A 22,613-nucleotide genomic window follows, 5' to 3' on the forward strand; every position below is an offset into this window, starting at 1 on the left:
CAAGGTGGCGCAAAAACGAAATGATGGAATAGATCGGTATGAGCAAAAAACAAGAATAAGTGGCGTTAAACGCGTGATCAGCTAGGCGCGTAAGCCAGGCGAACATAAATCGGTGCGAAAGGTTCGGCTTGCGTGATCTCGATCAAGGTTTCCTTGGCGAGCTCAAGCAAGGCGACGAAGTTGACGACCACCACTGGCACGCCGCGTGATGGATCGAACAGATCGGCGAACTCAACAAATTTGCTTGATTGCAGACGACGCAAAATAGATGTCATGTGTTCACGCACCGATAATTCTTCGCGGCTGATCATGTGATGCGCAGTGAGTTTTGCGCGCTTGATCAAATCGGACCATGCGGCTTGCAGATCGACGACTTCTACTTCTGGCCAGCGCGTGACGATGCTTTGCTCAATGTAAATCTGGGTGCGAACATAGTCGCGACCAAGCTGCGGCAAGGCATCGATTTGTTGTGACGCCAATTTCATTTGTTCGTATTCGAGCAGACGACGAACCAATTCCGCGCGCGGATCGCTGGCTTCTTCGCCGGTATCGGCTTTGCGCACAGGCAGCAGCATGCGCGATTTAATCTCGATCAGCATCGCTGCCATCAACAGATATTCGGCAGCGAGTTCAAGATTGTGCTTGCGGATTTGATCGACGTATTGCAAATACTGCTTCGTCACCTGCGCCATCGGAATGTCGAGGATGTTGAAATTTTGTTTGCGGATCAGGTAGAGCAGCAGGTCGAGCGGACCTTCGAATGCTTCGAGGAAGACTTCCAGCGCATCCGGCGGAATATACAAATCCGTCGGCATGCGGAACAGCGGTTCGCCGTACAGGCGCGCATACGCGACGCCATCAATGACATCCGGCGTGCTATCCGGCCTGCCATCGACCACAAGATCGGGCGCACTAGAAGGCAAGTGCGCCAGCATCGTGTTCGGCCCTTTACTCATTTAACGAACTTTGTTTTGATACGGGTAAGCTTGTTGATCAACGTGCGAAGCTTGATTGCGCGCCTGGGTTTCCAGATCGATAGGGCTTTTATCCCACAGCAAAGCGCGACCGGCGAGCTGGGATGCTTCCAGATTCGGATTTTTTGCTTTCAGCGAGTCGATGAATTGAGTGATCTCTGACTGATAATTGGCGTGCTGTTTGCTGAGTTTCATGAGTAAATTGGCAACGAGGTGGAATCAGCCGCTATTTTACCCTGTCTTTTGCCCGGTTTTGACAGGCTTTGCCGGATGAGCGACGGGATGTTCCATAAGGATACAATCCCGGCACGATGCGAATGGCGCGGAAAAACTGCCATTTGAGTAATTAACCTGTGCAGATCGCCGTAAAACTTAATATCCAGCAGCTTAAATGCTGCTTTTAAATGGAATCTCGAGATGAATAATTTTATACGTGCCTTGTTCAGCTTTGTCTGTGGCTTGTTGATGTTTGGCTGTAATGGCCGTGTGATTGAAGATTTTGGCCTGGAAAAACTGAGCAAAGGCATTTCGACAGAAGCCGACGTGCGCAGCGCAATGGGCGAGCCGGCAATGATCTGGCCGGAAGATAACGGAAGCCGCACGCTGGAATATCCAAAAGGGCCGGAAGGGCATCGCACCTTCATGGTCAATCTGGATGCGCAGGGAATTTTCCAGGCTTATACCCAAGTTTTGACGCAACAGAATTTTGCAACGATCAAGGCCGGCATGAGTCGCGATCAGGTGCGCCGCATACTCGGCAAGCCGCGCACCATCGTCAAGTTTGGCTTGAAGAATGAAGAAGTCTGGGATTGGCGTTATCTGGAAGGGCCGACGACGGAACGTTTCTTCAATGTGCATTTCGATGCGAATAGCGGCACCGTTACGCAGACTTCGGTGACCGATCCGGTAAAAGGTTAACGCAGATCAGGACGCCAGTACCTCGCTGCGGGTAACGGCATCCGGCAAACTTTTCAAGCAGTTTTGTAATCCCAGCCTATTCAGAAAACCGCTACGCCGCATCAGATCCAGCGGCTGTTGATTCGGTCCGCACAAAATCAGTTGGCTACCTTGCTGCTGCAAAGCTTTGTGTATGGTTTCCAATGCATCGAGGCCGGTCGCATCCATATTGATCAATTGATGCAACTCTAGAATCAGTGCTTTTTCCGGCATGGTTTGCGGTGTGATCAATCCTTCCAACTTGCCGACCGCGCCAAAAAACAGCGAGCCGAAAATCGAATACGCCATCACGCCGCGCGGTAGCGGCACATTCAAACTGTCCGATGGAATCAATTCAATCCGCGTCAGACTGGATATCCGATAAATAAAAAATACGCATGCCAGCACCAACCCGACTTGTACCGCCACCGTCAAATCGACAATCACAGTCAGCAAGAATGTCGCGAGCATCAAGATTCGATAGTTCATCGAAAAATGTTTGAGTCGTGCGAACTCATGCCATTCACCCATGTTGTAGGCGACATATAAAAGAATTGCGGCCAGCGCGGCCAGCGGAATATTGTTGGCGAGCGGTGCTGCGATCAAGACAATGATTAATAAAGTCAGCGCATGCAGAATGCCGGCAATTGGCGATGCCGCACCGGCGCGGATATTCGTTACGGTGCGTGCGATGGTTCCTGTTGCAGGTATGCCGCCGAAAAAAGGCGTGACGATATTAGCGAGTCCTTGCGCCATCAACTCTTGATTTGGGTCGTGTCTGTCGCCCGTGATGTTGTCGGCGACACGCGCACACAGCAGCGATTCAATCGCGCCTAATAAAGCGATGGTCAATGCAGGTGGGAAAAGTTGTTTGACCAGTTCCCATGTAAATTGCGGCAACTGGAATGAAGGAAGCTCTTGCGGAATGCCACCGAATTTGCTGCCGATGGTGTCGACTTTCAAATCGAACAGCGTGACGGCCAAGGTCGCGAGAATCAAGACCAGGATCGTGCCGGGGATGACGCGCATGATGTTTGATAGCCGATTTGATTTTGGCTCTGTTTGGTATGCAGCTTGATCCACTTTCTTTTTCCAGATCAATGGCCAAACAAAAATCAGGATCAGCGAAAGTACGGCGATGATCAGACTGACGGGATTGAAGGTATCGGTGTTCGTTGCCAGTATCTGAATTTGTGCAAAGAAGTCGGCCGGCATCTTGTCTATGCTCAAGCCGAAAAAATCCTTCATCTGTGATAGTGCGATCAACGCTGCAATCCCGTTGGTGAAGCCGATCACGATAGGCACCGGGATATAACGTATCAGCGAACCCAGTCGGAACAAGCCCATCGCGCACAACATCATGCCGGCGAAAATCGTCGCGATCAGAAGGTTGGCGATGCCGTAAGTTTCAACTATGCCGTAAATGATGACGATGAACGCGCCGGCAGGGCCGCCGATTTGCACGCGTGAGCCGCCGAATGCAGAAACCAGAAAGCCGGCAATGATCGCGGTAAAAATACCCGCTTCGGGTTTGACGCCGCTGGCAATTGCAAACGCCATCGCCAGTGGCAGCGCGACGATACCGACCGTCAAGCCAGCACTTAGATCGCGAAAGAACAAACTAGCGTCGTAATCGCGCAAGGAATCGAGGAGGCGCGGGTGGAACGAAAACTTGAACTTCATGATGCTGTACCTTCACGGTCACGATGTTTGCCGGATGCAGCGATTGCCGCATTTAGGTTTGCATGATGACGATGTTAGCAGCAGCTTATGTGCCAGACAATGGCGCGTGCGAAGATCGACTTGGATTGAGTGATGAGATTCACTATTCGCGATAAGTATTCTGGAGTATTCAAGGCTGCGTTGAGTTCACGTCAAACTTTGGTTCGACAGCAAACGTCAGCATCGTCGTCGACACTTTCTTCAATCCGATGAAGAACGTGTCGTGAGTGAGATGCAGACGCTAAACTAGTTTGCGCAATCAAGCTTGATAACGTTTTGCCGCATGTTCTTGCCCAAGATTCGGCAACATTGCTTGACGTGCGGAATTGAAGGTTTCCCATTGCGCAGCATCTGGCAGCGGTGGAATCGTGACGACTTCGCCACGATCAAATCCGACCAATGCCGCATCAACCAATTCGCCAACTTCCATCACGCCGGTCATCTCATTGACGTCGCGTCCTGAGCGTTCCCAGATTTCTGTTCTTGTCGCTGCCGGCAATACTGCTTGTACATACAAGCCGCGCGCGCCTAGTTCTACGTGCAGCGCTTGCGAGTAGTGCAATACATAAGCCTTGGTTGCGCCATACATGCCGAGTTGCAGTTCGGGCGCGAGGGCAACAGCGGATGCGATGTTCACAATCGCGCCTTGGCCTTGTGCGAGATAGCGGGGGATGACTGCTGCGCTCAGGCGGGTCAGTGCGGTGATGTTCAGCGTGATCAGGTTTTCTTGCGCATCGGCGGTTGAGGTTTCAAAACCCCCGTGTGCTGCTGCGCCGGCGTTATTCAGCAAGATGCCAATGTCTTTATCGTCGCGCAGGCGCGCTTCCACTTTTGCCAAGTCGGCAGCTTTGGTCAGGTCGGCGACGATGATGTCGACTGCGACGCCGGTTTCTTTGCGTAGACGCGCGGCTACTTCTTCAAGTCGTGCGCCGTTGCGGGCGACGAGTACCAGATCGTGGCCGCGTTTGGCGAAACGGTCGGCGTAGGTCGCGCCTATGCCTGTGGATGCGCCAGTGATCAGGACTGTGGTGGTTTTGGCTTCGATGCTCATGCTTATTTCCTTTAGTAGGGTGAAACGAGTCGGGATAGCAGTCAAAAGGACTGCTTTACGGCATCATGTTTTAATCATGATGATCATAATGATTGCAATCATGACGACCGTCATGTAAAGTGTCAAGCATTAATTTGTGATTATTTTCACGTAAGGAAAATGATGAAAATCAGCAAAGAGCAGGTCGCAGAAAATCGGAAACTGATTCTGGATGCTGCTGCTCGCATGTTTCGCGAACGAGGCTTTGAAGGTGTGACGGTGGCGGATGTGATGAAGGCTGCGGGCTTAACGCATGGCGCGTTCTATGGACACTTCACGTCCAAGGACGATTTGTTGGCGCAGGCCTTCGCGCATACGCTGGCGCCGTATTCCGGCCCGGATGCGCCAGCAATCGACTTCGCCGCTTTTGCTGATGGCTATTTAAGTAACAAGCACAGGGACAATCCGGGGATAGGTTGTCTGTTCTCTACCTTGGCGCAAGAGGCGACGCGAGCATCGGATGCCGCGCGTACGACGATGACCGAAAGTGCCCGTAGCCAGATTGAAAACTTCAGTCGGTCGATGGTCGGGGAAACTGATGTTGATCGACGTCAGGCTGCCGTGGGAAATTGGGCTGCGATGATAGGCGCTGTGACCTTGTCGCGTGTGTTGAATGATCCGGTCTTGTCGGGTCAGGTGTTAGCTGATGTGAAAGCGTGGCTGGAACGTTCTAACGCTGTAGAAAAATAATCGCAGTAGATGCAAGCCAGTAATTAAGTTAAGTTTGTATAGAGTGATAACAAGAGCGCAATAAAAATGGGCCGATGGGCCCATTTTTATTTTCAAATTTTACTCGCGCTAATTTTATTATCAGCCGACGCGCATGCCAGGTTCTGCACCTGGCCACGGATTCAAAATGTAAATTCCTGGATTGGATTTTTCATCCGATGCAGATGCAGCCAGCACCATACCTTCAGAAATACCGAACTTCATTTTGCGTGGTGCGAGGTTGGCGACCATCACGGTCAGCTTCCCGATCAATTCTTCAGGCTGATATGCAGATTTGATGCCGGAGAAAACATTGCGCAAGCGGCCTTCGCCGACATCCAGCGTAAGGCGCAGTAACTTGTCTGAACCTTCCACATGTTCGCAGTTGACGATTTTTGCAATGCGCAAATCGATCTTCGCGAAATCATCTATTTTGATTTCTGGTGCGATGGCTTCGACGTCGCTTGCGCTTGCGACATCGCCATTTGAAGTCACTGGCGCGCCAGGCACACCGACAGTTGCATCGACCACGGCAGGTATATCGAATAAATCATCCAGCATTTTTGGTTCTACGCGTGTCATCAAATGCGAATACGGATTGACCAAATGATTGTTCGGTAATGGCGTAGCGACGTGCTGCCATTGCAGCGGTGCGATATTCAACAGCGCTTCAACTTGTGTTGCCAGATTCGGCAAGACTGGTTTCAGATAAATAGTCAGGATGCGGAAAGCTTCCAGCAAGCGGCTGCAAACTTCTTGCAAGGCTGCGCTATTCTCTGGTTTCTTCGCCAGTTCCCAAGGTTTATTCGCATCGACATACGCATTGATGATGTCGGCTTGTTCCATGATGGCGCGCAGGGCTTTGCCGTATTCGCGCTGGTCGTAGAAGGCTTGGATTTCCGGCGCGATGTTGCGCAACTTGCTGATGAACGCATCGTTCTTGGTTGCCCAATCGGTGACGACGTGACCATCGAAACGCTTCGCGATAAAGCCTGCCGCGCGGCTGGCAATATTCACATATTTGCCGACCAGATCACTGTTGACGCGCGCGATGAAATCTTCCGGATTAAAGTCGATGTCTTCATTGCGTGCGCTTAGTTTATTCGCGAGGTAATAACGCAACCATTCCGGGTTCATGCCGAGGCTGAGATATTTCAGTGGATCGAGCCCGGTGCCACGGCTCTTGCTCATTTTCTCGCCGTTGTTGACGGTCAAGAAGCCGTGTACGAATACCTTGTTAGGTGTTTTGCGGCCGCTGAATTTCAACATCGCCGGCCAGAACAAAGTGTGGAAATTGACGATGTCCTTGCCGATAAAATGAATTTGTTCCAGCGCAGGCTCAGCCATGTAGGCATCGAAATTCTCACCGCGTTTATCGAGCAAATTTTTCAGTGATGCCAGATAGCCGACAGGCGCATCCAGCCAGACGTAAAAGTATTTACCTGGTGAATCCGGAATTTCAATCCCGAAGTAAGGTGCATCACGCGAGATGTCCCAATCGCTCAGGCCTTCGCTGGTGCTGCCATCAATATTGTCGCGTACCGAAAACCATTCTTTGACCTTGTTGGCGACTTCCGACTGCAGATGTGCTTTGCCGTCGGTGTCGTTACCTTGTATCCATTGCTCCAGGAATTCCACGCAGCGTGGATCCGATAAGGTGAAGAAGAAGTGTTCGGAATTTTTCAGCACAGGGGTCGCGCCGGTCAATGTCGAATACGGATTGATCAAATCGGTAGGGACATACACCGCGCCGCAGACTTCGCAGTTGTCGCCGTATTGATCTTTGGCGCCGCATGTCGGGCATTGGCCCTTGATGTAGCGATCCGGCAGGAACATGTTTTTTTCAGGATCGAAGAATTGCTCGACTGTCTTGGTCGCGATCAATCCGGCTTTTTTCAAGTCCAGATAAATCTGTTGCGCGAGCTTGTGATTTTCCGGGCTGTCGGTCGAGCTCCAGTTATCGAAGGCGATATGAAAACCATCCAGATACTGTTTGCGTCCGGCCGCGATATTGGCGACGAACTGCTGCGGTGTCAGGCCGGCTTTTTCCGCCGCGATCATGATGGGCGCACCGTGCGCGTCGTCAGCACCGACGAAGTTCACCTCACTGCCTTGCATGCGCTGGAACCGCACCCAGATGTCGGCCTGGATGTATTCCATGATGTGGCCGATATGAAATGCGCCGTTGGCGTAAGGGAGGGCGGTCGTGACGAAAAGTTTGCGCGGCAATGGGTTGCTCATAAGGTGATGCTTGATAAATTAGGTAATAAAGGCGTAATTTTAGCAGTGACGCGCGGGTTGTCGCAGCCTCACGCCATATATAGTCATTAAATGCTTGCACACAAGCCATCGCGCTTTATCTGATCGAAGCTGGCTAGATGTTTCAGGCAGGGCTGGTCCATCCGTATGGTGACGCGGTAAAATGGCGTTTTTTTACAGGACGGCTTTGGCAATCCAAGGCCGTTTTTATTTGCCATGACCGTTCCTGCTCCTATCCGCACCCGTTTTGCTCCCAGCCCTACCGGCTATCTCCACGTTGGTGGCGCGCGTACCGCGCTTTTTTCGTGGGCGTACGCACGCCACTTCGGCGGCACTTTTATACTGCGCATAGAAGATACCGATCTCGAACGTTCTACACCCGAAGCTGTACAGGCAATCATTGAAGGGATGGAATGGCTGGGCCTGCATCACGACGAAGGTCCGTTCTATCAGATGCAGCGCATGGACCGTTATCGCGAAGTCATTGCACAAATGCTGGCTGCCGGCACCGCGTATCAATGTTATTCATCGTCGGAAGAAGTTGAAGCAATGCGCGAGCGTCAACGCGCTGCCGGCGAAAAGCCGCGCTACGACGGTACCTGGCGTCCGGAAGATGGCAAAACTTTGCCGGCGATCCCGGCTGATCGCAAGCCTGTTGTGCGCTTCCGCAATCCGACTGAAGGCGATGTAACTTGGATCGACGTCGTCAAAGGTTCGATCACGATTTCGAATCGCGAGCTGGATGATCTGGTGATCGCGCGTCAGGATGGCACGCCGACCTATAACTTCTGCGTCGCGGTGGATGATTCTGACATGCAGATCACGCATGTGATTCGTGGCGATGATCACGTCAACAACACACCGCGCCAGATTAATATCCTGCAAGCGATCGGTGCGCCGTTGCCGCTGTATGGTCATCTGCCGATGATCCTTGGCACCGACGGTGAAAAATTATCCAAACGTCATGGAGCAGTCAGCGTGATGGATTATCCGGCGCAAGGTTATTTGCCAGAAGCGATGCTGAACTATCTGGGTCGTCTGGGCTGGAGTCATGGTGACGATGAAGTGTTTTCGATTGAACAGTTCCAGCAATGGTTTGATCTCGATCATCTGACTAAATCGCCGGCGCAATTCAATCACGAAAAACTCGACTGGTTGAATAACCATTACATCAAGCAAGCGGACAACACGCGCCTTGCTGGGTTGGTGCGTCCAATGATGGAAAGTCATGGTGCGAAGTTCGATGGTGCGCCTGATCTGGCTGCCGTCATCGCATTGATGAAGGATCGCATCAATACACTGAATGAACTCGCGGTTGCGGCGATGCTGTTCTATCGCCAGCCTACACCAGATGCAGCTTTGTTGACGCAGCATTTGACGGATGCAATCAAGCCAGCGCTCACGCAATATGCAGAGCAACTGAAAACAGTGGAGTGGACCAAGGAAGCTTTGTCTGCTGCGTTGAAAGAAGTACTCGCTGCGCACAAAATTAAAATGCCGCAACTGGCGATGCCTTTGCGTTTGATCATCACAGGACAATTGCAAACACCATCGATCGATGCAGTGGTTGAATTGTTTGGCCGTGAAGTAGTTTTGGCGCGTATCGCTAACTATCTTTAAAAAGATTCAAAAGAGTGATTTACACAGGGAGAAAACCTTTGCTATAATCTCGCTTCTGCGCAAGAGGGGGTATAGCTCAGCTGGGAGAGCGCTTGCATGGCATGCAAGAGGTCAGCGGTTCGATCCCGCTTACCTCCACCAGCAAAGTGCAGAGTAGTAAATGTAGTACAAGGTCAGTATGGACAGGTTTCTGTCCCCATCGTCTAGAGGCCTAGGACATCACCCTTTCACGGTGAGTACAGGGGTTCGAATCCCCTTGGGGACGCCAAATTCCAGATTCGTCTGGTATGAAAAAAGCCCTGATTATTCAGGGCTTTTTTCATTTAAAGGTAGAACGCAAAGAATCAGTGCGTAAGCTCTCGCTTATTGCCACTGTTGAATTTGCAAGGTCAGTATCAAGGACAGATTTCTGTCCCCATCGTCTAGAGGCCTAGGACATCACCCTTTCACGGTGAGTACAGGGGTTCGAATCCCCTTGGGGACGCCAAATTTCAGATTCGTCTGGTACAAAAAAGCTCTGATGATTCAGAGCTTTTTTCGTTTCTGGCTACCGAACTTTTTGATATCGGTGCTCACTCAAGCAATCCGTTTCTTCCACAATTAGTTCAAAGATAATGCCTGTGCATACGTGGCGCATTATTTTTTCTTCACTAATAAATCTGCCATTTCTTCCGAAGTCCACAAGGATTGTTGCAAACCTGCGGTGTCGTTTTCAACAGCACTGCCGCCTTTCCGTAATCGACTCATCATCCTGGCTGCATCGAACGGTGCGTGCACTTTCAAATCATTATCGAAGTAGCAGAAGACATCGCGTGCTGCATGCTTTTGCGTTGTCGCTGTTGAAATATGTTGCGCGTCATGCGGCTCCTGGCCGGCGGCCCATTTCTGAATCTTGCTCGCCCATTCATCAAGCGCAGTGTCAGGATATTCGCCGCTATAAAGCGTTCCCTTTCCATGCAGGCGCATATAAAAAAAGTCGGCGGTGATGTCTTCTGCATAAGGCCAGTCAGGCGAATCGGAAGCGACCAGCGCAGCACCATACTTTCTAAGCATCTTCACAAATGAATCCTGAAAAAAACTTTGATGACGAACTTCGATGGCATGGCGTACGCGCCGCTTTTGATCGATCTGGAGGCATGGATGTTTAATATGCGTGTCATGACCTTTTGCCACTGCGAGCGCTGCTTCGGTGTCAGTCGGCAGGGATCGTAAAAATGCCTCGAACGATGCTTCGTCATAACGAAAACTTGGTGGAAATTGCCACAGGATCGGGCCCAGCTTCTCTTTCAGATTGAAAAGTCCAGACGCAAAAAAGTTTGAAATAGCCGACTCGGCATCGCGCAAACGCAAAATGTGCGTCACATAACGCGGTGCTTTCACACTAAACATGAAGTCGGCCGGCGTCGCGTCATACCAGGCGCGATAACTTTTTGGCGTTTGCAATGCGTAGTGCGAGCCATTGATCTCTATCGTTTCGAGGGCGCGCGAAGCAAACGCCAGCTCACGTGCCTGCACCAGATTGGGCGGATAAAACGAATCGCGCCAACCTTTATAACGCCAGCCGGAAATTCCTATTCGTATCGAGGTCATTGGTGCTGGCTCCCATGTTCAACCGGCTTCGACGAAATTGTCAGTTCGATCACGTTTGTCACCACGCATAAAAAATTGTTCAGAATTCTTTGACTCTTAACGTTTTCTTAGCAACTCAAAATAAAAGTGTGGGTATATTAGCTGCCTAGACAGCTATTGCTCTGACTGTTATTGATTAGGCAAATATATGAATAAAATCGAAAAAATCTTTCCGTCTGGCGCTTGGTGCGTAGAAGAAAGCGTTGGCTACTTATTAGCGCGCTCCCGTACCAAGCTGGCTAAAGCGGTCGATGTCGATCTGGCACAGCTCGATATCACACACGCGCAAGGCAGCATGTTGCTAATGTTGAATTCCGGGAAATATTCAACGGCCGCCGAACTGTCACGCGAGCTGTACATCGACTCGGCGTCGATTACACGAATGATCGATCGATTGGAAAAGCGCGGACTGATTCAACGTGTGCCACGCAGCGACGACCGGCGTGTGATTAATTTGCATTTGACTGAAGTCGGCGTCGAGCTTGCGAATAAATTGCCCGATTTATATGTGGGCGTACTTAATCAAAATTTCATCGAATTTAGTAGTGATGAAGTGGAAACACTCAAAACCTTGTTGCGCAAATTGTTGTACGGCGCAGCACCTGAAGCCGACAGCAAGGAATTGAAAGACAGGAGTCAATGATGAAAAGCTTAATTAGTTTTTCTAGCAATTTAAAAAGCCCTTCATTCCGCGGCGTGATCGCAGCAAGTTGCGCAGTCGTTTTGCTTAGTTCTTGCGCCAGCTTCAAGGGCATAGAAACCAGCGGAAAGTTGAGTAACCCTGCGGAATACGCCACCGCAGAATCATTGCCCGATCAGCATGGCCAGTGGCCGGATATCAAATGGGCACAATCAATCGGCGGTGCGCCTTTGCAGTTGTTGATTGATGAAGCGATAGCTGGTAATCCGAATCTACAAATCGCTGCTGCGCGCGTCGCTGCTGCTATCGCAATGACGGACGCGGCAGACGCTGCGAGTCGTCCTGCTGTATCGGCGAGTCTGGATAGCACTTACCAGCGCTATAGCGAGAACTACATTATTCCGCCTCCATATGCGGGCACCTATCGCACCGACAATGCATTGCGCCTCAACTTTTCTTACGATTTTGATTTCTGGGGAAAGCATGCTGGCGAATTGCGCAGTGCGTTATCGCAAGGCAAGGCAGCACAGGCGGAGCAATACAACGCACGTCTGGTGATCGCTACCTCGGTAGCACGCACCTGGATTCAACTGGCGCGTCAGTATGCGCAACTCGATTTGAACCAGCAGCAACTCGATGTCAGCGCAAAAATTGCACGTCTGACACAGTTGCGTCTCGATGCCGGTCTGGATGCCAAGTCCGAGAATCAACAAACACGTCAGCAAGTAGCAACCTTGGGTGCCGAGCGCGAACAATTGCTGGAGCAAATCTCACTGACCCGTAATCAGCTTGCCGCATTGCTGGGGCAAGGTCCGGATCGTGGTCGTCAAATCGAGCGTCCAGTTTTACCAGCGGATGTTGCGACTGCTTTGCCGGATACCTTGCCTTTGGAATTGCTCGGCCGTAGACCCGATATCGTCGCGGCGCGCTGGCAGGTTGAAGCAGTGCAGGGCGATATCAGTGCTGCCAAGGCTGCGTTCTATCCGAATATCAATCTGATGGCGTATGCAGGTTTCTCCAGCATTGGTTTGAACAATTTGCTGAAGAGCGGCAGTCGTGTCGTGGGCGCTGGCCCGGCAATCACGATGCCAATTCTGGAAGGTCGCACCCTGCGCGCGAATCTGAAAGGTCGCGTGGCCGAATACGACAGCATGGTTGCCACTTATAACCGTGCCTTAAATGATGCCTTGCATGACGTCGCTGATCAAGTCACGTCGCTGCGTGCAGTTGCCTTGCAAAGTGAGCAGCAACTAAAAGCAACGCAAGCCGCTTCCGGCAATCTGGATTTGGCGCAGCAACGCGAACGCATAGGCACGACCAATATGTTGCCGGCTCTCGCTGCAGAGATGACGCTGATTTCGCAACGTCGTGTTGATCTGGATTTGCAGGCACGTCGCAGTGATTTACGTATTGGCTTGATCAAGGCTCTGGGCGGCGGTTTTGACGCGCAGTCGCAAGGCCTCGCAATAGAAGAAAGTTCTACTCCCTCGAACGTTTCCACCTCCGTGAGAAGTGCATCATGAATACGACCAACACAGCAGTAACAGAAACACCTAAAGCCAACAACGGCAAACGCCGCCAGCGGATCATCGCTGTCTCCGTTTTGCTAGCGCTCTTGCTGATTGCATACGGCATCTGGTGGGCAATTTACGCACGTCATTTTGAAGATACCGATGATGCTTACGTCGCAGGTAATGTCGTGCAAGTCACACCACAAGTTAGTGGCACAGTCATCGCGATACACGCTGACGATACAGAACTTGTAGAAGCCGGCAAACCATTGATCGAACTCGATCATAGCGACGCCAAAGTAGCGCTTGATCAAGCAGAAGCACAACTCGCACAAACCGTACGCGAAGTACGTACCTTGTTTGTGAATAACCGTACCTTGAATGCGAACGTCACTGCACGTATTAGCGATGTTGCACGCGCCAAGTCTGATCTGGCACGCCGCGAACAATTGAGCGGAACCGGCGCTGTATCGAAGGAAGAGCTGGATCATGCGCGTACCGCATTGCAAGCAGCAGAATCCGCATTGCAAGCGACGCGTGAACAGCTCGCGTCGAATCAGGTGCTCACAGATCGCACCTCAGTCGCGAATCATCCAAATGTGCAACGCGCAGCAGCACAAGTGCAATCAGCTTATTTGAATTTAGCGCGTAATACTTTGCCTGCGCCGATTACCGGTTACATCGCAAAACGTTCAGTGCAAGTCGGCCAGCGCGTTGCGCCAGGTACGCCATTGCTGGCAATCGTGCCACTGACGAGCCTGTGGGTCGATGCCAATTTCAAGGAAGTGCAAGTCGCCAAGATGCGTATCGGTCAGCCGGTTACTTTGCATTCCGATTTGTATGGCAGCGGTGTTGAATATCACGGCAAGGTCGTCGGTCTGTCGGCCGGAACTGGCGCCGCATTTGCCCTGTTGCCAACGCAGAATGCCAGCGGTAACTGGATCAAGGTCGTGCAACGTATTCCAGTGCGTATCGAACTCGATGCCAAAGAATTGGCTGAACGTCCTTTGCGCGTAGGTTTGTCGATGCAGGTTGAAGTGGACATCGCGCATGCTGAAGGCACATCGCTGACATCCGCTGTGCCTGCGCGTAGCGAACCCGCGTATCAAACCGCTGTGTTCGACAACGCCGGTCATGAAGCCGAAGCGCGTGTTGCGAGCATCATTGCCGCCAATAGCAATACCGCAGCAGCTAAAAATACACACTAAATTATGAGTGCAACTCCTCGTTCCGCGTTGCCGCCACTAAGTGGCACGCCACTCGTAGTCGGCACGATAGCGCTGTCGCTCGCGGTGTTCATGAACGTACTCGACTCGTCGATTGCGAACGTGTCCATCCCTGCGATTTCCGGTGATCTTGGTGTCTCACCACAACAGGGAACCTGGGTGATTACCTCGTTCGCGGTGGCGAATGCGATTTCGGTTCCGCTCACAGGTTGGCTGACGCAGCGCTTTGGTCAAGTGCGTCTTTTCATTACGTCGATTTTGTTGTTCGTGCTGGCTTCATGTTTGTGTGGTTTGGCTCCGAGTATCGAACTGTTGATTGCTGCGCGTATTTTGCAAGGCGCGGTGGCGGGTCCGATGATTCCATTGTCGCAAGCTCTGCTGCTATCGAGTTATCCGCCCGCGAAGAGTGGGATGGCGCTGGCGTTCTGGGGCATGACGACGCTGGTGGCGCCAGTCGCCGGTCCGTTGCTGGGCGGTTGGATCTCGGACAACTACACGTGGCCGTGGATTTTCTACATCAATATTCCGATCGGTATTTTCGCAGCGTGGGCGACGTGGTCTATCTATCGCGAACGTGAATCAAAAACCTACAAACTGCCTATCGACAAAGTGGGTTTGGTACTGCTTGTATTGTGGGTAGGCTGTCTGCAATTGATGCTGGATAAAGGCAAAGAACTTGATTGGTTCCACTCAGGTGAAATCATCATCCTGGCATCGATAGCGGTGGTGGCATTCGTCTACTTCATCATTTGGGAAATCGGCGAAGAACATCCAGTAGTGGATCTTTCGCTGTTCAAAGGACGCAACTTTAGTGGTGGCGTGATCGCGATCTCAGTGGCTTACGGTTTGTTCTTTGGTAGTTTGGTGATTCTGCCTTTGTGGTTGCAGACCCAATTGGGATATACCGCGACTGAAGCCGGAAAAGTAATGGCGCCGGTTGGTATTTTTGCGATTATTTTGTCGCCGATAGTCGGTAAGCTATTGCCGAAAATCGATGCACGTTGGGTCGCAACAACTGCCTTCCTGATTTTTGCGCTGGTGTTCTTCATGCGTTCGCAATTCACGCAGGATGTGGACGTGTTGACGCTGATGATTCCGACTGTGATTCAAGGCGCGGCGATGGCGATGTTCTTTATTCCACTGACGTCGATCATCTTGTCAGGCCAATCACCAGACAAGATTCCTGCAGCGGCGGGTTTGTCCAATTTCGTGAGGATCATGTTTGGCGGTATCGGTACTTCAGTAACGTCGACGATGTGGGATAACCGTACGATTTTGCATCATGCACAATTGGCGGAGCATACCGGTCCGCATAATCCGGCATTCACGCAGTCCGTACAGGCGCTGATGTCGCGCGGCATGACGGAGCAGGGCGCATGGGCGGTGATAGACAGGTCGATGACGGTACAAGCCAGTACGCTGGCTGCGACGGATATTTTCTGGATATCGGCAATCCTGTTTCTGCTGCTGATTGGATTCATCTGGATGACCAAGCCAAGCAAATCAAGTGCGCCGGCCGACGCTGCGGGTGCGCATTGATCCTATGATGGGATGAAGGTTGTCTAGCGATTTTCGACAACCTTCACCACGTCATCGTCTATCATGCGTGGATTAAATTTTTGGCTACTTGCATGAGCTTTCCCCAAACTTTGCATCTGTTTTGCCGTGTCGTCGATAACTACGGCGACATCGGTATTTGCTGGCGCTTCGCAAGGCAGTTGCAGCGCGAGCACAATATCGCCGTCACTTTGTGGGTGGATGATTTACGTAGCTTTCAGCGCATCTGTCCAGAGGTGGTGTTAGACCTTGAAGAGCAGAAAATCTTTGGCGTAGCGATCCGTCATTGGCGTGATCAGGAAGGCGTGTTCGCAGTCAGTGATCTGGCCGATATTGTCATTGAGTTTTTTGCCTGCGATATTCCACCTGGCTATATCACTGCGATGGCTGAATGTAATCCGCGTCCTGTGTGGCTCAACCTCGAAGGTTTGACTGCAGAAGAGTGGGTGGAAGGCTGTCATACGCTGCCGTCTTCTCATCCGCGCCTGTCTTTGACCAAGCATTTTTTCTTTCCGGGATTTACCGAGAAGACAGGCGGCTTGTTACGTGAATCTTCTTTGGAAGAGCAACGCCAGCAATTTCAGTCTGATCCAAAAGCCATGGCGGAATTTCTCGCGCAGTTCGGCGTGACTGCGGCCGAGATGGCGTCGACCAAAGTGTCCTTGTTCTGTTATCCGGACGCGCCAGTTACCGCCTTGTTTGAAGCTTGGCAAAACGGCGCGACAGCCATTACTTGCTTGGTGCCGGAAGGCGTCGCTGCTGATTCAATTCAGGTGTTCCTAGGCGCAGAAGCAAAAGCCGGAGCTTCATTTACGCGTGGCGCGCTGACAGTGCGCGTCTTGTCATTTGTTGCACAGCCGGATTACGATAAGTTGCTGTGGGCTTGCGATTTGAATTTTGTGCGTGGTGAGGATTCGTGGGTGCGGGCGCAGTGGGCCGGCAAGCCGTTTATCTGGCATATCTATCCGCAAGATGAGAATCTCCATCACAAAAAATTACGCGCATTTTTGCAGCGTTATTCACCGGATATCGAAAGCTTGAGTAGTTTCTCTTTGTGCTGGAATGGCGCTGAAATAGCGGTAGATAAAGGACAGACAGACTGGCCGACACTCTGGTCACTATTTCAAGCTGATATGCCAAAAATTGCTCACAAGTCTGTGGATTGGCAGCAAAAAATGCTGGCAAACGGCGATTTAACATCCAATTTGTTGCAATTTGCCGTCTCGCTGCGCTCAGAGGCCGCTAAAAACTAGGTATAATTCGCGGTTAATTTGAAGCTTCTTTTTTCGATCAAACGTGAGCTTACGTGGCTTTTGGCCGCAGGCGACAGATGATTTTTATGCAACCTACTTTTTACGTATACTTTTTATGAAACCTGCAAAAGAAATTCGCGTTGGCAACATCATTATGGTGGATGCAAAACCTTTCATCGTGTTGCGTTCCGATGTTAACGGTTCGAGCCGCACCGGCTTCACCTACAAATGGAAGATGAAAAATCTTCTGACCAACAGCCCGATGGAAAACGTCATGCGCGGCGACGACAAGTTCGACGTCGTTGTCCTCGACAAAAAGCCTGTGACTTATTCGTACTTCGCTGATCCTTTGTACGTCTTCATGGACGAAGAATACAATCAGTTTGAAATCGAAGAAGAAAACCTGGGCGATGCATTGCATTACCTGAAAGACGGCATGGAATGCGAAGCAGTGTTCTATGACGGCAAAGCAATCTCGGTTGAATTGCCTATCACGATCGCTCGTCAAATCGTTTACTCGGAGCCAGCAGTTAAAGGCAATACTTCCGGTAACGTATTGAAAGAAGCGCGTATTGAAAACGCTGTCGAAGCGCATCAACACACTGTTCAAGTGCCGTTGTTTGTCAGCAGCGATGACGTAATCGAAATCGATACACGCACCAATGAATACAAGCGCGTTGTTCGCAACTAATACTTCGCTGCAATTAAAAACGCCGCTTTATATGCGGCGTTTTTTTTCGTCTGTCAGTTTATAAGGACGGAAACTAACACGCTGTCGGTCCACAAAAAATGCCTGCAAAATATCTGCAGGCGTTTTTAGCTTTCAGCTTCAGGTGGGTCGAAGTTTATTGTGCGTTCTTGATATGCGCGATGCGATCATCTGTCGATGGGTGACTGGACAAGTAGGGCGGTGGAGCTTCGCTTTCCTTGGTTTTCATACGTTCAAAGCTGTCCGACAATTGCGATAGTGGAATGCCATTTGCCTTCATCATTGCAATCGCATAGTCGTCGGCTTCACGTTCAGCATCGCGTGAATACTTCATATCCAGCATCACCGTTGGCACGGTCGCAATGATCGACGAAACATCGCCAAAGATCACGGTGATGACAGCGCCAATTGCCGAGCTTTGCACAATGCGGCGCATCAAATGGCGTTCATGCAAATGTCCCAACTCATGTGCCAGTACGCCTATCACTTGCTCATCGTTGCTCATCAACTTGACCAGCTCATCGGTCATGATGATTTGGCCGGAAGGCAGCGCAAAGGCATTTGGCCCAATATTACTTTTACGGAAAATGATTTCATACGATGGCGCGCCTTCTTTAGGCGGCACCATCATTTGAAATTTTTTGGTGATCTCATCGCGTCTGGCGACAGGCAGCTGGCTGGGCGCAAGTATGCGTTTGTCCAGAAACTCCAACGTTCCTTTACTGATGGAGCGTTCGACGCTTTCAGGCAATGCTTTGGCTACGATATCGGCGGCGATGGGCAGCGCATATAAATAGCCCAGCACCAGAATCGCGATGGTGGCGACCAGGCCTATCAAGGCGTTGCGCCAGCTTTGCTGCATGCGCACGACGGCGGAATCGCGATAGCCAGTTGCTGCGAGCAGATCATCGAACTCGGGTGCGTTATTGATTTCCAGATAGGCGTCGTCGGGAAACGTCACCTTGCGAAATCCGTTCCGGGTACGCTCGGATACCCGCAGCTCGCTGATCGGCGATGCACGCTGTGCGTCACCTGAGATGCTTGCGATCCCGTCATTCACTGACAAGCTCACGCGATGTACGCGTGAGGTCTTGCCGTCGAAGTAGGATGCCGGGATTTGCGTCATTAGGCTTGCAAGTTAAGGTGATTAGTTATGGCAATAAATCAAAGCGACAAGTCGAAGTCCAGCAAATCTGCAACGCCTTCGCCGGTCGCGCCTGCTTGTGCCTGCGTTGCTGCGACGAAATGATCGAGGCTGCCTTCAGGATGCAAGGTCATCGATTCAACTCGATACTTCATATAGCGAATTTGTGCAAAGGGCATGAACAAACCGAGTGTGCAAATGATCGCGATGATGTTGGTGATGGCGATGAAAGACACGCGCGTCCATTTCATCTCGCTTTGGAAGTGATGCAAGCCAAGACGTGTGTTGTTCCAGATCAGGTTCTGGATCAGGGTTGCAAAAATCGGGAATACCAAAAACATCCAGACATACATCGCAAAGATAAACGCAAAAACCGCAAACATGCTGGCCGTATCTCTGGCATCCGTCATACCGTCGCTAACGATCATGGTAAATACGGCGCCACCGAACACAACACAGATCGCTGTGAAACCGGTCAGCCAGATCGCAAAAAACAGCAAATAGCGTTTATAAAATGCGCCTACTGTTGCGTCGAAGGAAAAGTGCGTGCTGCCGAAGCGGCTTTCCTCGTGCTGAAATCTTTTCAAACGCTGATGTGCAAACGGTGCCGCCAGCAAGAGGCTGATACCAGCCAATAGCGGCCACAGCAGATACACCAGATAGGCTTGCTTCAAGGAGCCGCGGAAGCCAAAGCGTATGCCCCGATAGCTGGAGTTATACAGCTTGAACTGCAGACTTTTCCAAATCAACCAGGGTGCCGCGAACGCAACCGCAATAATCATCAGCAAGGCCACGAAGCCAGAGGCTTCCAGCGCGAGGTTGTAAGCGATGATCAGGATGACAGCGACAAACCGGCCTTTCAAAATGGCGACCGGGTTACCGTGATACTCAAAACTTGAATTGGCGACAGTTGTGTTGCCGTAGAAATACTTGAGTCGTCTTACCTTTGCCCAAGCTGAATAAATGCCCAGAGTGACGATCGATAGCAGCAGATTGACGATCCAGATGCGGAAGTACTCGCCACCGGTGCCGCTGAATGAAAACGGCAATGGACCAGTCTGCTGCGGCTCTCCTTGATTTACGGTTTGAAAACCAGAAACGTCAGTCATGTGTTCTCCCTGAACAATTTATTTTTATCTGAATGCCTGCATCATGGTTGCTTGCCGATAATAAATTGTCAAGTATGAAAGTAATTTTGGGCGTTTACATTGCACGTGGATGGAAGCGGACATTTTTGCGTGTAATCGATTGCTTTAAGAAATAAAAATATAAAAACGGCTACGCATTTTTTAAGCGAGTGACCGGTGATTCTTTTGAGATTTATTAAACGCGATTCAAACCTAGAAATTTTCTTCAAAGTTCGTCAAATAAACCACTTCAATCTACTGCTTAATTTTTAAGCAGTGGTCCATCTCAAAATTTTGATGAAAAAAGTTTTATAAAAAATGTAACAAATTAGAACTTTAGCAATTGTGTACGTACCAATTGCAGATGCGCTTAATCGTGAGCATTACTCATATGCAAGCTGCATCTTAGAAGTGCAAATCAGTTAAAGCGGCAACGTCGTTTACGCGCGATGCGCAGCTGACTGTGAAGCGTACATATTTATTTCACGTCATCGCGACAATTATTTTCAGGAGATTTCATGCTTCGATCTGACACGCTTTTTGGCAAGCGAGAATCCAATACGCCAAATCCTCCATTGAACACAGGCAGTTCCGCTGCGTCGTCAACCACATCGAGTGCCGGTTTCCATAGCAAGCCAGCGTCTTCTACCAACAGTAATTTTAATAGCCCATCCACCAGTCAAGCGCCGGCGCCTAGCACCAATGAAGTCGGTAGCAAGTTGATCGTCGGACCGAATATCAAACTCAAAGGCGTTGAGATCACCGATTGCGATACCTTGGTGGTCGAAGGCTTTGTTGAAGCAACGATGGATTCTCGCGTGATTCAAATTTCCAAAGACGGATCTTTCAAAGGATCTGCCGGTATTGATATCGCAGAAATTCACGGCACCTTCGACGGTGAATTGACAGTGCGCCAGAAGCTGGTGATTTACGCTTCCGGCAAAGTGTCCGGCAAGATTCGTTACGGCAATGTCGTAATCGAAGAAGGCGGTCAATTGATGGGCGACGTACAGGTTGGTGCCGCGACGCCGCCTAAAGGATTGGCTGTCGCGAAAAGCGTTTAATTATTTAGCTAATTAAATCCTGTTGTGACTTGTGCCTGCGCCAGTTTTCTGGCGCGGGCATTTGTGTAGTCCACTTTTTTGGCGATGTTCTTCTCGCGTTCCATCTATTCAAATGGTCCAACGATTGCCGGGCCATTTTGTCTGTATTCGCAAGCCGTGCGACAATACACGGCCTCGCTTGATGTTCAAGTGCCTCTCTTGCCATACAGACCAATATTATGCATTCGCAATACATACTTAATCTGTCCTGCCTCGATCAACGCGGTATTGTGCAACGCGTTTCCGGTTTTCTCGCCGACCACGGCTGCAATATTATTGATTCCGCCCAGTTCGGCGATCAGCAATCCAAACTCTTTTTCATGCGCGTGCATTTCGCCGCTGAAGACAAGGCGCTGACCGAAGAAGTATTACGCGGAACGTTTGCCACGCTGGCTGACACGATGCAAATGAATTGGCAATTGCACGACGCGTTTAAAAAGCCGCGTGTGTTGTTGATGGTTTCCAAGATCGGGCACTGCCTGAACGATTTATTGTTCCGCTACAAAAGTGGTTTGTTGCCAGTAGAGATCCCAGCGATCGTCTCGAATCACACAGATTTCTATCAACTCGCTGCCAGCTACAACATCCCATTCCATCATCTGCCTTTGGCAACAGGCGCGCCGGAATCCGCCAAGCGCGCGCAAGAAGAAAAGGTTCTGGAAATTGTAGAGTCAGCCAATATCGACCTGATCGTGCTGGCGCGTTACATGCAAATTCTGTCGCCGGAAATGTGCACTGCGCTCGAAGGCCGCGCGATCAACATTCATCATTCATTCCTGCCTAGCTTTAAAGGCGCCAAGCCTTACTATCAAGCGCATGATCGTGGCGTGAAGCTGATCGGCGCGACGGCGCATTTTGTTACTGGCCATCTGGATGAAGGCCCCATCATTGAGCAGGATGTCGCACGTGTTGATCACGCGATGGATCCTGCGACCTTGACTGCGATTGGGCGCGATGTGGAGTGTGTGGTGCTAGCGCGGGCGGTTAAGTATTTTGTTGAGCACCGGATTTTGTTGAATGGTCACAAAACGGTGGTTTTTAAGTAGATTTTTCTGCCTTCGGGTTTGAATGTTAAAAAGCCGCCTTGGTTAGGCGGCTTTTTTATTGCGCTTCTTTTAGCGTGCTTTGTTGTTGATACTGTTTTTTCTTGGTGGTGGCTTGCCTGGGGTAGCCCGGCGGCTACTCACTTTTCTTGCTTCGCCAAGAAAAGTAAGCAAAAGAAGGCGACGCAGAAGCCGTTGCCCGCTGTGCGGGTACCCAAGTCAAACGATCATCAGTCGGGAGCACAAACAAACTCGCCTTCGGCTCAAACAGGTTTGCGCTCTTTATCCGCCTGATGACCGCTTGCCTTGGCAACGTCACATGCGGTTAAGGTCAACTGCAAAAATCAAACCGCAACCGCAAC

At 50.7% G+C, this 22,613-nt stretch carries 20 protein-coding genes and 3 tRNA genes; 14 read left to right on the forward strand and 9 right to left on the reverse strand.

The features are described from left to right. Window positions 1-77: 77 nt before the first annotated feature. Together Q7T66_RS17895 and Q7T66_RS17900 are read right to left on the reverse strand one after the other, a co-directional pair. Complete coding sequence (locus Q7T66_RS17895; protein WP_304934483.1) at window positions 78-935, reverse strand: ScpA family protein; 858 nt, start codon at window positions 933-935, stop codon at window positions 78-80. Between the two features lie 21 nt (window positions 936-956). After that, window positions 957-1,169, reverse strand: coding sequence for a DUF3460 family protein (locus tag Q7T66_RS17900; protein ID WP_304934464.1), 213 nt, complete (start codon window positions 1,167-1,169; stop codon window positions 957-959). A gap of 222 nt (window positions 1,170-1,391) precedes the next feature. On the opposite strand from Q7T66_RS17900, the gene bamE reads away from it, so the two are divergent. Beyond that, window positions 1,392-1,892 carry an outer membrane protein assembly factor BamE gene (gene bamE / locus Q7T66_RS17905; RefSeq protein ID WP_304934465.1) on the forward strand — a complete coding sequence of 167 codons (501 nt, stop codon included), beginning with the start codon at window positions 1,392-1,394 and terminating at the stop codon, window positions 1,890-1,892. 6 nt (window positions 1,893-1,898) lie between these two features. Here the strand turns inward: bamE and Q7T66_RS17910 are convergent, their stop codons facing one another. Further along, the gene (locus Q7T66_RS17910; protein ID WP_304934466.1) at window positions 1,899-3,593 is read right to left on the reverse strand and encodes a SulP family inorganic anion transporter; all 1,695 of its coding nucleotides are present in this window, start codon (window positions 3,591-3,593) and stop codon (window positions 1,899-1,901) included. A gap of 298 nt (window positions 3,594-3,891) precedes the next feature. Continuing rightward, window positions 3,892-4,683 carry an SDR family oxidoreductase gene (locus Q7T66_RS17915; RefSeq protein WP_304934467.1) on the reverse strand — a complete coding sequence of 264 codons (792 nt, stop codon included), beginning with the start codon at window positions 4,681-4,683 and terminating at the stop codon, window positions 3,892-3,894. A gap of 162 nt (window positions 4,684-4,845) precedes the next feature. On the opposite strand from Q7T66_RS17915, the gene Q7T66_RS17920 reads away from it, so the two are divergent. Continuing rightward, a complete protein-coding gene (locus Q7T66_RS17920; RefSeq protein ID WP_304934468.1) occupies window positions 4,846-5,412 on the forward strand; it encodes a TetR/AcrR family transcriptional regulator in 567 nt (188 codons plus the stop codon). Between the two features lie 120 nt (window positions 5,413-5,532). Here Q7T66_RS17920 and metG read toward each other — a convergent pair whose 3' ends face one another. Beyond that, window positions 5,533-7,671, reverse strand: coding sequence for a methionine--tRNA ligase (gene metG / locus Q7T66_RS17925; protein WP_304934469.1), 2,139 nt, complete (start codon window positions 7,669-7,671; stop codon window positions 5,533-5,535). A gap of 86 nt (window positions 7,672-7,757) precedes the next feature. Continuing rightward, window positions 7,758-7,907, reverse strand: coding sequence for a hypothetical protein (locus tag Q7T66_RS17930; protein WP_304934470.1), 150 nt, complete (start codon window positions 7,905-7,907; stop codon window positions 7,758-7,760). Here Q7T66_RS17930 and gltX point away from each other — a divergent pair. The 4 genes from gltX (at window position 7,906) to Q7T66_RS17950 (ending at window position 9,796) form a co-directional block, all read left to right on the forward strand. Beyond that, window positions 7,906-9,309, forward strand: coding sequence for a glutamate--tRNA ligase (gene gltX, locus Q7T66_RS17935; RefSeq protein WP_304934471.1), 1,404 nt, complete (start codon window positions 7,906-7,908; stop codon window positions 9,307-9,309). The two genes, Q7T66_RS17930 and gltX, sit on opposite strands and share 2 nt — an antisense overlap. Window positions 9,310-9,374: 65 nt before the next feature. Next, a tRNA-Ala gene (locus tag Q7T66_RS17940) sits at window positions 9,375-9,450 on the forward strand. A 51-nt stretch (window positions 9,451-9,501) separates the two neighbouring features. After that, window positions 9,502-9,577 (forward strand) — tRNA-Glu (locus tag Q7T66_RS17945). Between the two features lie 143 nt (window positions 9,578-9,720). Continuing rightward, window positions 9,721-9,796: transfer RNA gene (locus Q7T66_RS17950), tRNA-Glu, on the forward strand. A 149-nt stretch (window positions 9,797-9,945) separates the two neighbouring features. On the opposite strand, the gene Q7T66_RS17955 is transcribed toward Q7T66_RS17950, so the two are convergent. Then, a complete protein-coding gene (locus Q7T66_RS17955; protein ID WP_304934472.1) occupies window positions 9,946-10,899 on the reverse strand; it encodes a DUF72 domain-containing protein in 954 nt (317 codons plus the stop codon). A gap of 187 nt (window positions 10,900-11,086) precedes the next feature. On the opposite strand from Q7T66_RS17955, the gene Q7T66_RS17960 reads away from it, so the two are divergent. From Q7T66_RS17960 to Q7T66_RS17985, 6 genes are all read left to right on the forward strand, one after another. After that, window positions 11,087-11,581, forward strand: coding sequence for a MarR family winged helix-turn-helix transcriptional regulator (locus Q7T66_RS17960; protein WP_304934473.1), 495 nt, complete (start codon window positions 11,087-11,089; stop codon window positions 11,579-11,581). Beyond that, window positions 11,581-13,101, forward strand: coding sequence for an efflux transporter outer membrane subunit (locus Q7T66_RS17965; protein ID WP_304934474.1), 1,521 nt, complete (start codon window positions 11,581-11,583; stop codon window positions 13,099-13,101). The genes Q7T66_RS17960 and Q7T66_RS17965 overlap by 1 nt, the downstream gene beginning before the upstream one ends. Continuing rightward, entirely contained in the window at window positions 13,098-14,297 is a 1,200-nt protein-coding gene (locus tag Q7T66_RS17970) for an HlyD family efflux transporter periplasmic adaptor subunit (RefSeq protein WP_304934475.1), read from the forward strand. Before Q7T66_RS17965 ends, Q7T66_RS17970 begins: the two co-directional genes overlap by 4 nt. Then, complete coding sequence (locus tag Q7T66_RS17975; protein WP_304934484.1) at window positions 14,298-15,854, forward strand: DHA2 family efflux MFS transporter permease subunit; 1,557 nt, start codon at window positions 14,298-14,300, stop codon at window positions 15,852-15,854. A 92-nt stretch (window positions 15,855-15,946) separates the two neighbouring features. Further along, on the forward strand, window positions 15,947-17,125 hold the full coding sequence (gene earP, locus Q7T66_RS17980; RefSeq protein WP_304934476.1) for an elongation factor P maturation arginine rhamnosyltransferase EarP: 1,179 nt from the start codon (window positions 15,947-15,949) through the stop codon (window positions 17,123-17,125). A gap of 115 nt (window positions 17,126-17,240) precedes the next feature. Continuing rightward, the gene (locus Q7T66_RS17985; RefSeq protein ID WP_112991980.1) at window positions 17,241-17,816 is read left to right on the forward strand and encodes an elongation factor P; all 576 of its coding nucleotides are present in this window, start codon (window positions 17,241-17,243) and stop codon (window positions 17,814-17,816) included. Between the two features lie 154 nt (window positions 17,817-17,970). Here Q7T66_RS17985 and Q7T66_RS17990 read toward each other — a convergent pair whose 3' ends face one another. Further along, entirely contained in the window at window positions 17,971-18,960 is a 990-nt protein-coding gene (locus tag Q7T66_RS17990; RefSeq protein ID WP_304934477.1) for a M48 family metallopeptidase, read from the reverse strand. Between the two features lie 38 nt (window positions 18,961-18,998). Continuing rightward, window positions 18,999-20,087 (reverse strand): YjgN family protein, encoded by a 1,089-nt coding sequence (locus Q7T66_RS17995; RefSeq protein WP_304934478.1) that lies wholly within the window; start codon window positions 20,085-20,087, stop codon window positions 18,999-19,001. Window positions 20,088-20,623: 536 nt separating this feature from the next. On the opposite strand from Q7T66_RS17995, the gene Q7T66_RS18000 reads away from it, so the two are divergent. Then, complete coding sequence (locus Q7T66_RS18000; protein ID WP_304934479.1) at window positions 20,624-21,169, forward strand: polymer-forming cytoskeletal protein; 546 nt, start codon at window positions 20,624-20,626, stop codon at window positions 21,167-21,169. A gap of 215 nt (window positions 21,170-21,384) precedes the next feature. After that, window positions 21,385-22,254 (forward strand): formyltetrahydrofolate deformylase, encoded by an 870-nt coding sequence (purU, locus tag Q7T66_RS18005; RefSeq protein WP_304934485.1) that lies wholly within the window; start codon window positions 21,385-21,387, stop codon window positions 22,252-22,254. Window positions 22,255-22,613: the final 359 nt, after the last annotated feature.

This window comes from Herminiimonas sp. (assembly GCF_030655415.1).

Bases quoted from the DNA above. Each gene is read 5' to 3' on its own strand.
- Q7T66_RS17910 (WP_304934466.1), bottom strand. From the start codon at position 3,593: ATGAAGTTCAAGTTTTCGTTCCACCCGCGCCTCCTCGATTCCTTGCGC.
- Q7T66_RS17970 (WP_304934475.1), top strand. From the start codon at position 13,098: ATGAATACGACCAACACAGCAGTAACAGAAACACCTAAAGCCAACAAC.
- gltX (WP_304934471.1), top strand. From the start codon at position 7,906: ATGACCGTTCCTGCTCCTATCCGCACCCGTTTTGCTCCCAGCCCTACC.
- Q7T66_RS17900 (WP_304934464.1), bottom strand. From the start codon at position 1,169: ATGAAACTCAGCAAACAGCACGCCAATTATCAGTCAGAGATCACTCAA.
- Q7T66_RS17955 (WP_304934472.1), bottom strand. From the start codon at position 10,899: ATGACCTCGATACGAATAGGAATTTCCGGCTGGCGTTATAAAGGTTGG.
- Q7T66_RS17920 (WP_304934468.1), top strand. From the start codon at position 4,846: ATGAAAATCAGCAAAGAGCAGGTCGCAGAAAATCGGAAACTGATTCTG.
- Q7T66_RS17960 (WP_304934473.1), top strand. From the start codon at position 11,087: ATGAATAAAATCGAAAAAATCTTTCCGTCTGGCGCTTGGTGCGTAGAA.
- bamE (WP_304934465.1), top strand. From the start codon at position 1,392: ATGAATAATTTTATACGTGCCTTGTTCAGCTTTGTCTGTGGCTTGTTG.
- Q7T66_RS17930 (WP_304934470.1), bottom strand. From the start codon at position 7,907: ATGGCAAATAAAAACGGCCTTGGATTGCCAAAGCCGTCCTGTAAAAAA.
- Q7T66_RS17985 (WP_112991980.1), top strand. From the start codon at position 17,241: ATGAAACCTGCAAAAGAAATTCGCGTTGGCAACATCATTATGGTGGAT.
- earP (WP_304934476.1), top strand. From the start codon at position 15,947: ATGAGCTTTCCCCAAACTTTGCATCTGTTTTGCCGTGTCGTCGATAAC.
- metG (WP_304934469.1), bottom strand. From the start codon at position 7,671: ATGAGCAACCCATTGCCGCGCAAACTTTTCGTCACGACCGCCCTCCCT.
- Q7T66_RS17990 (WP_304934477.1), bottom strand. From the start codon at position 18,960: ATGACGCAAATCCCGGCATCCTACTTCGACGGCAAGACCTCACGCGTA.
- Q7T66_RS17895 (WP_304934483.1), bottom strand. From the start codon at position 935: ATGCTGGCGCACTTGCCTTCTAGTGCGCCCGATCTTGTGGTCGATGGC.
- Q7T66_RS17915 (WP_304934467.1), bottom strand. From the start codon at position 4,683: ATGAGCATCGAAGCCAAAACCACCACAGTCCTGATCACTGGCGCATCC.
- Q7T66_RS17965 (WP_304934474.1), top strand. From the start codon at position 11,581: ATGAAAAGCTTAATTAGTTTTTCTAGCAATTTAAAAAGCCCTTCATTC.
- Q7T66_RS18000 (WP_304934479.1), top strand. From the start codon at position 20,624: ATGCTTCGATCTGACACGCTTTTTGGCAAGCGAGAATCCAATACGCCA.
- Q7T66_RS17995 (WP_304934478.1), bottom strand. From the start codon at position 20,087: ATGACTGACGTTTCTGGTTTTCAAACCGTAAATCAAGGAGAGCCGCAG.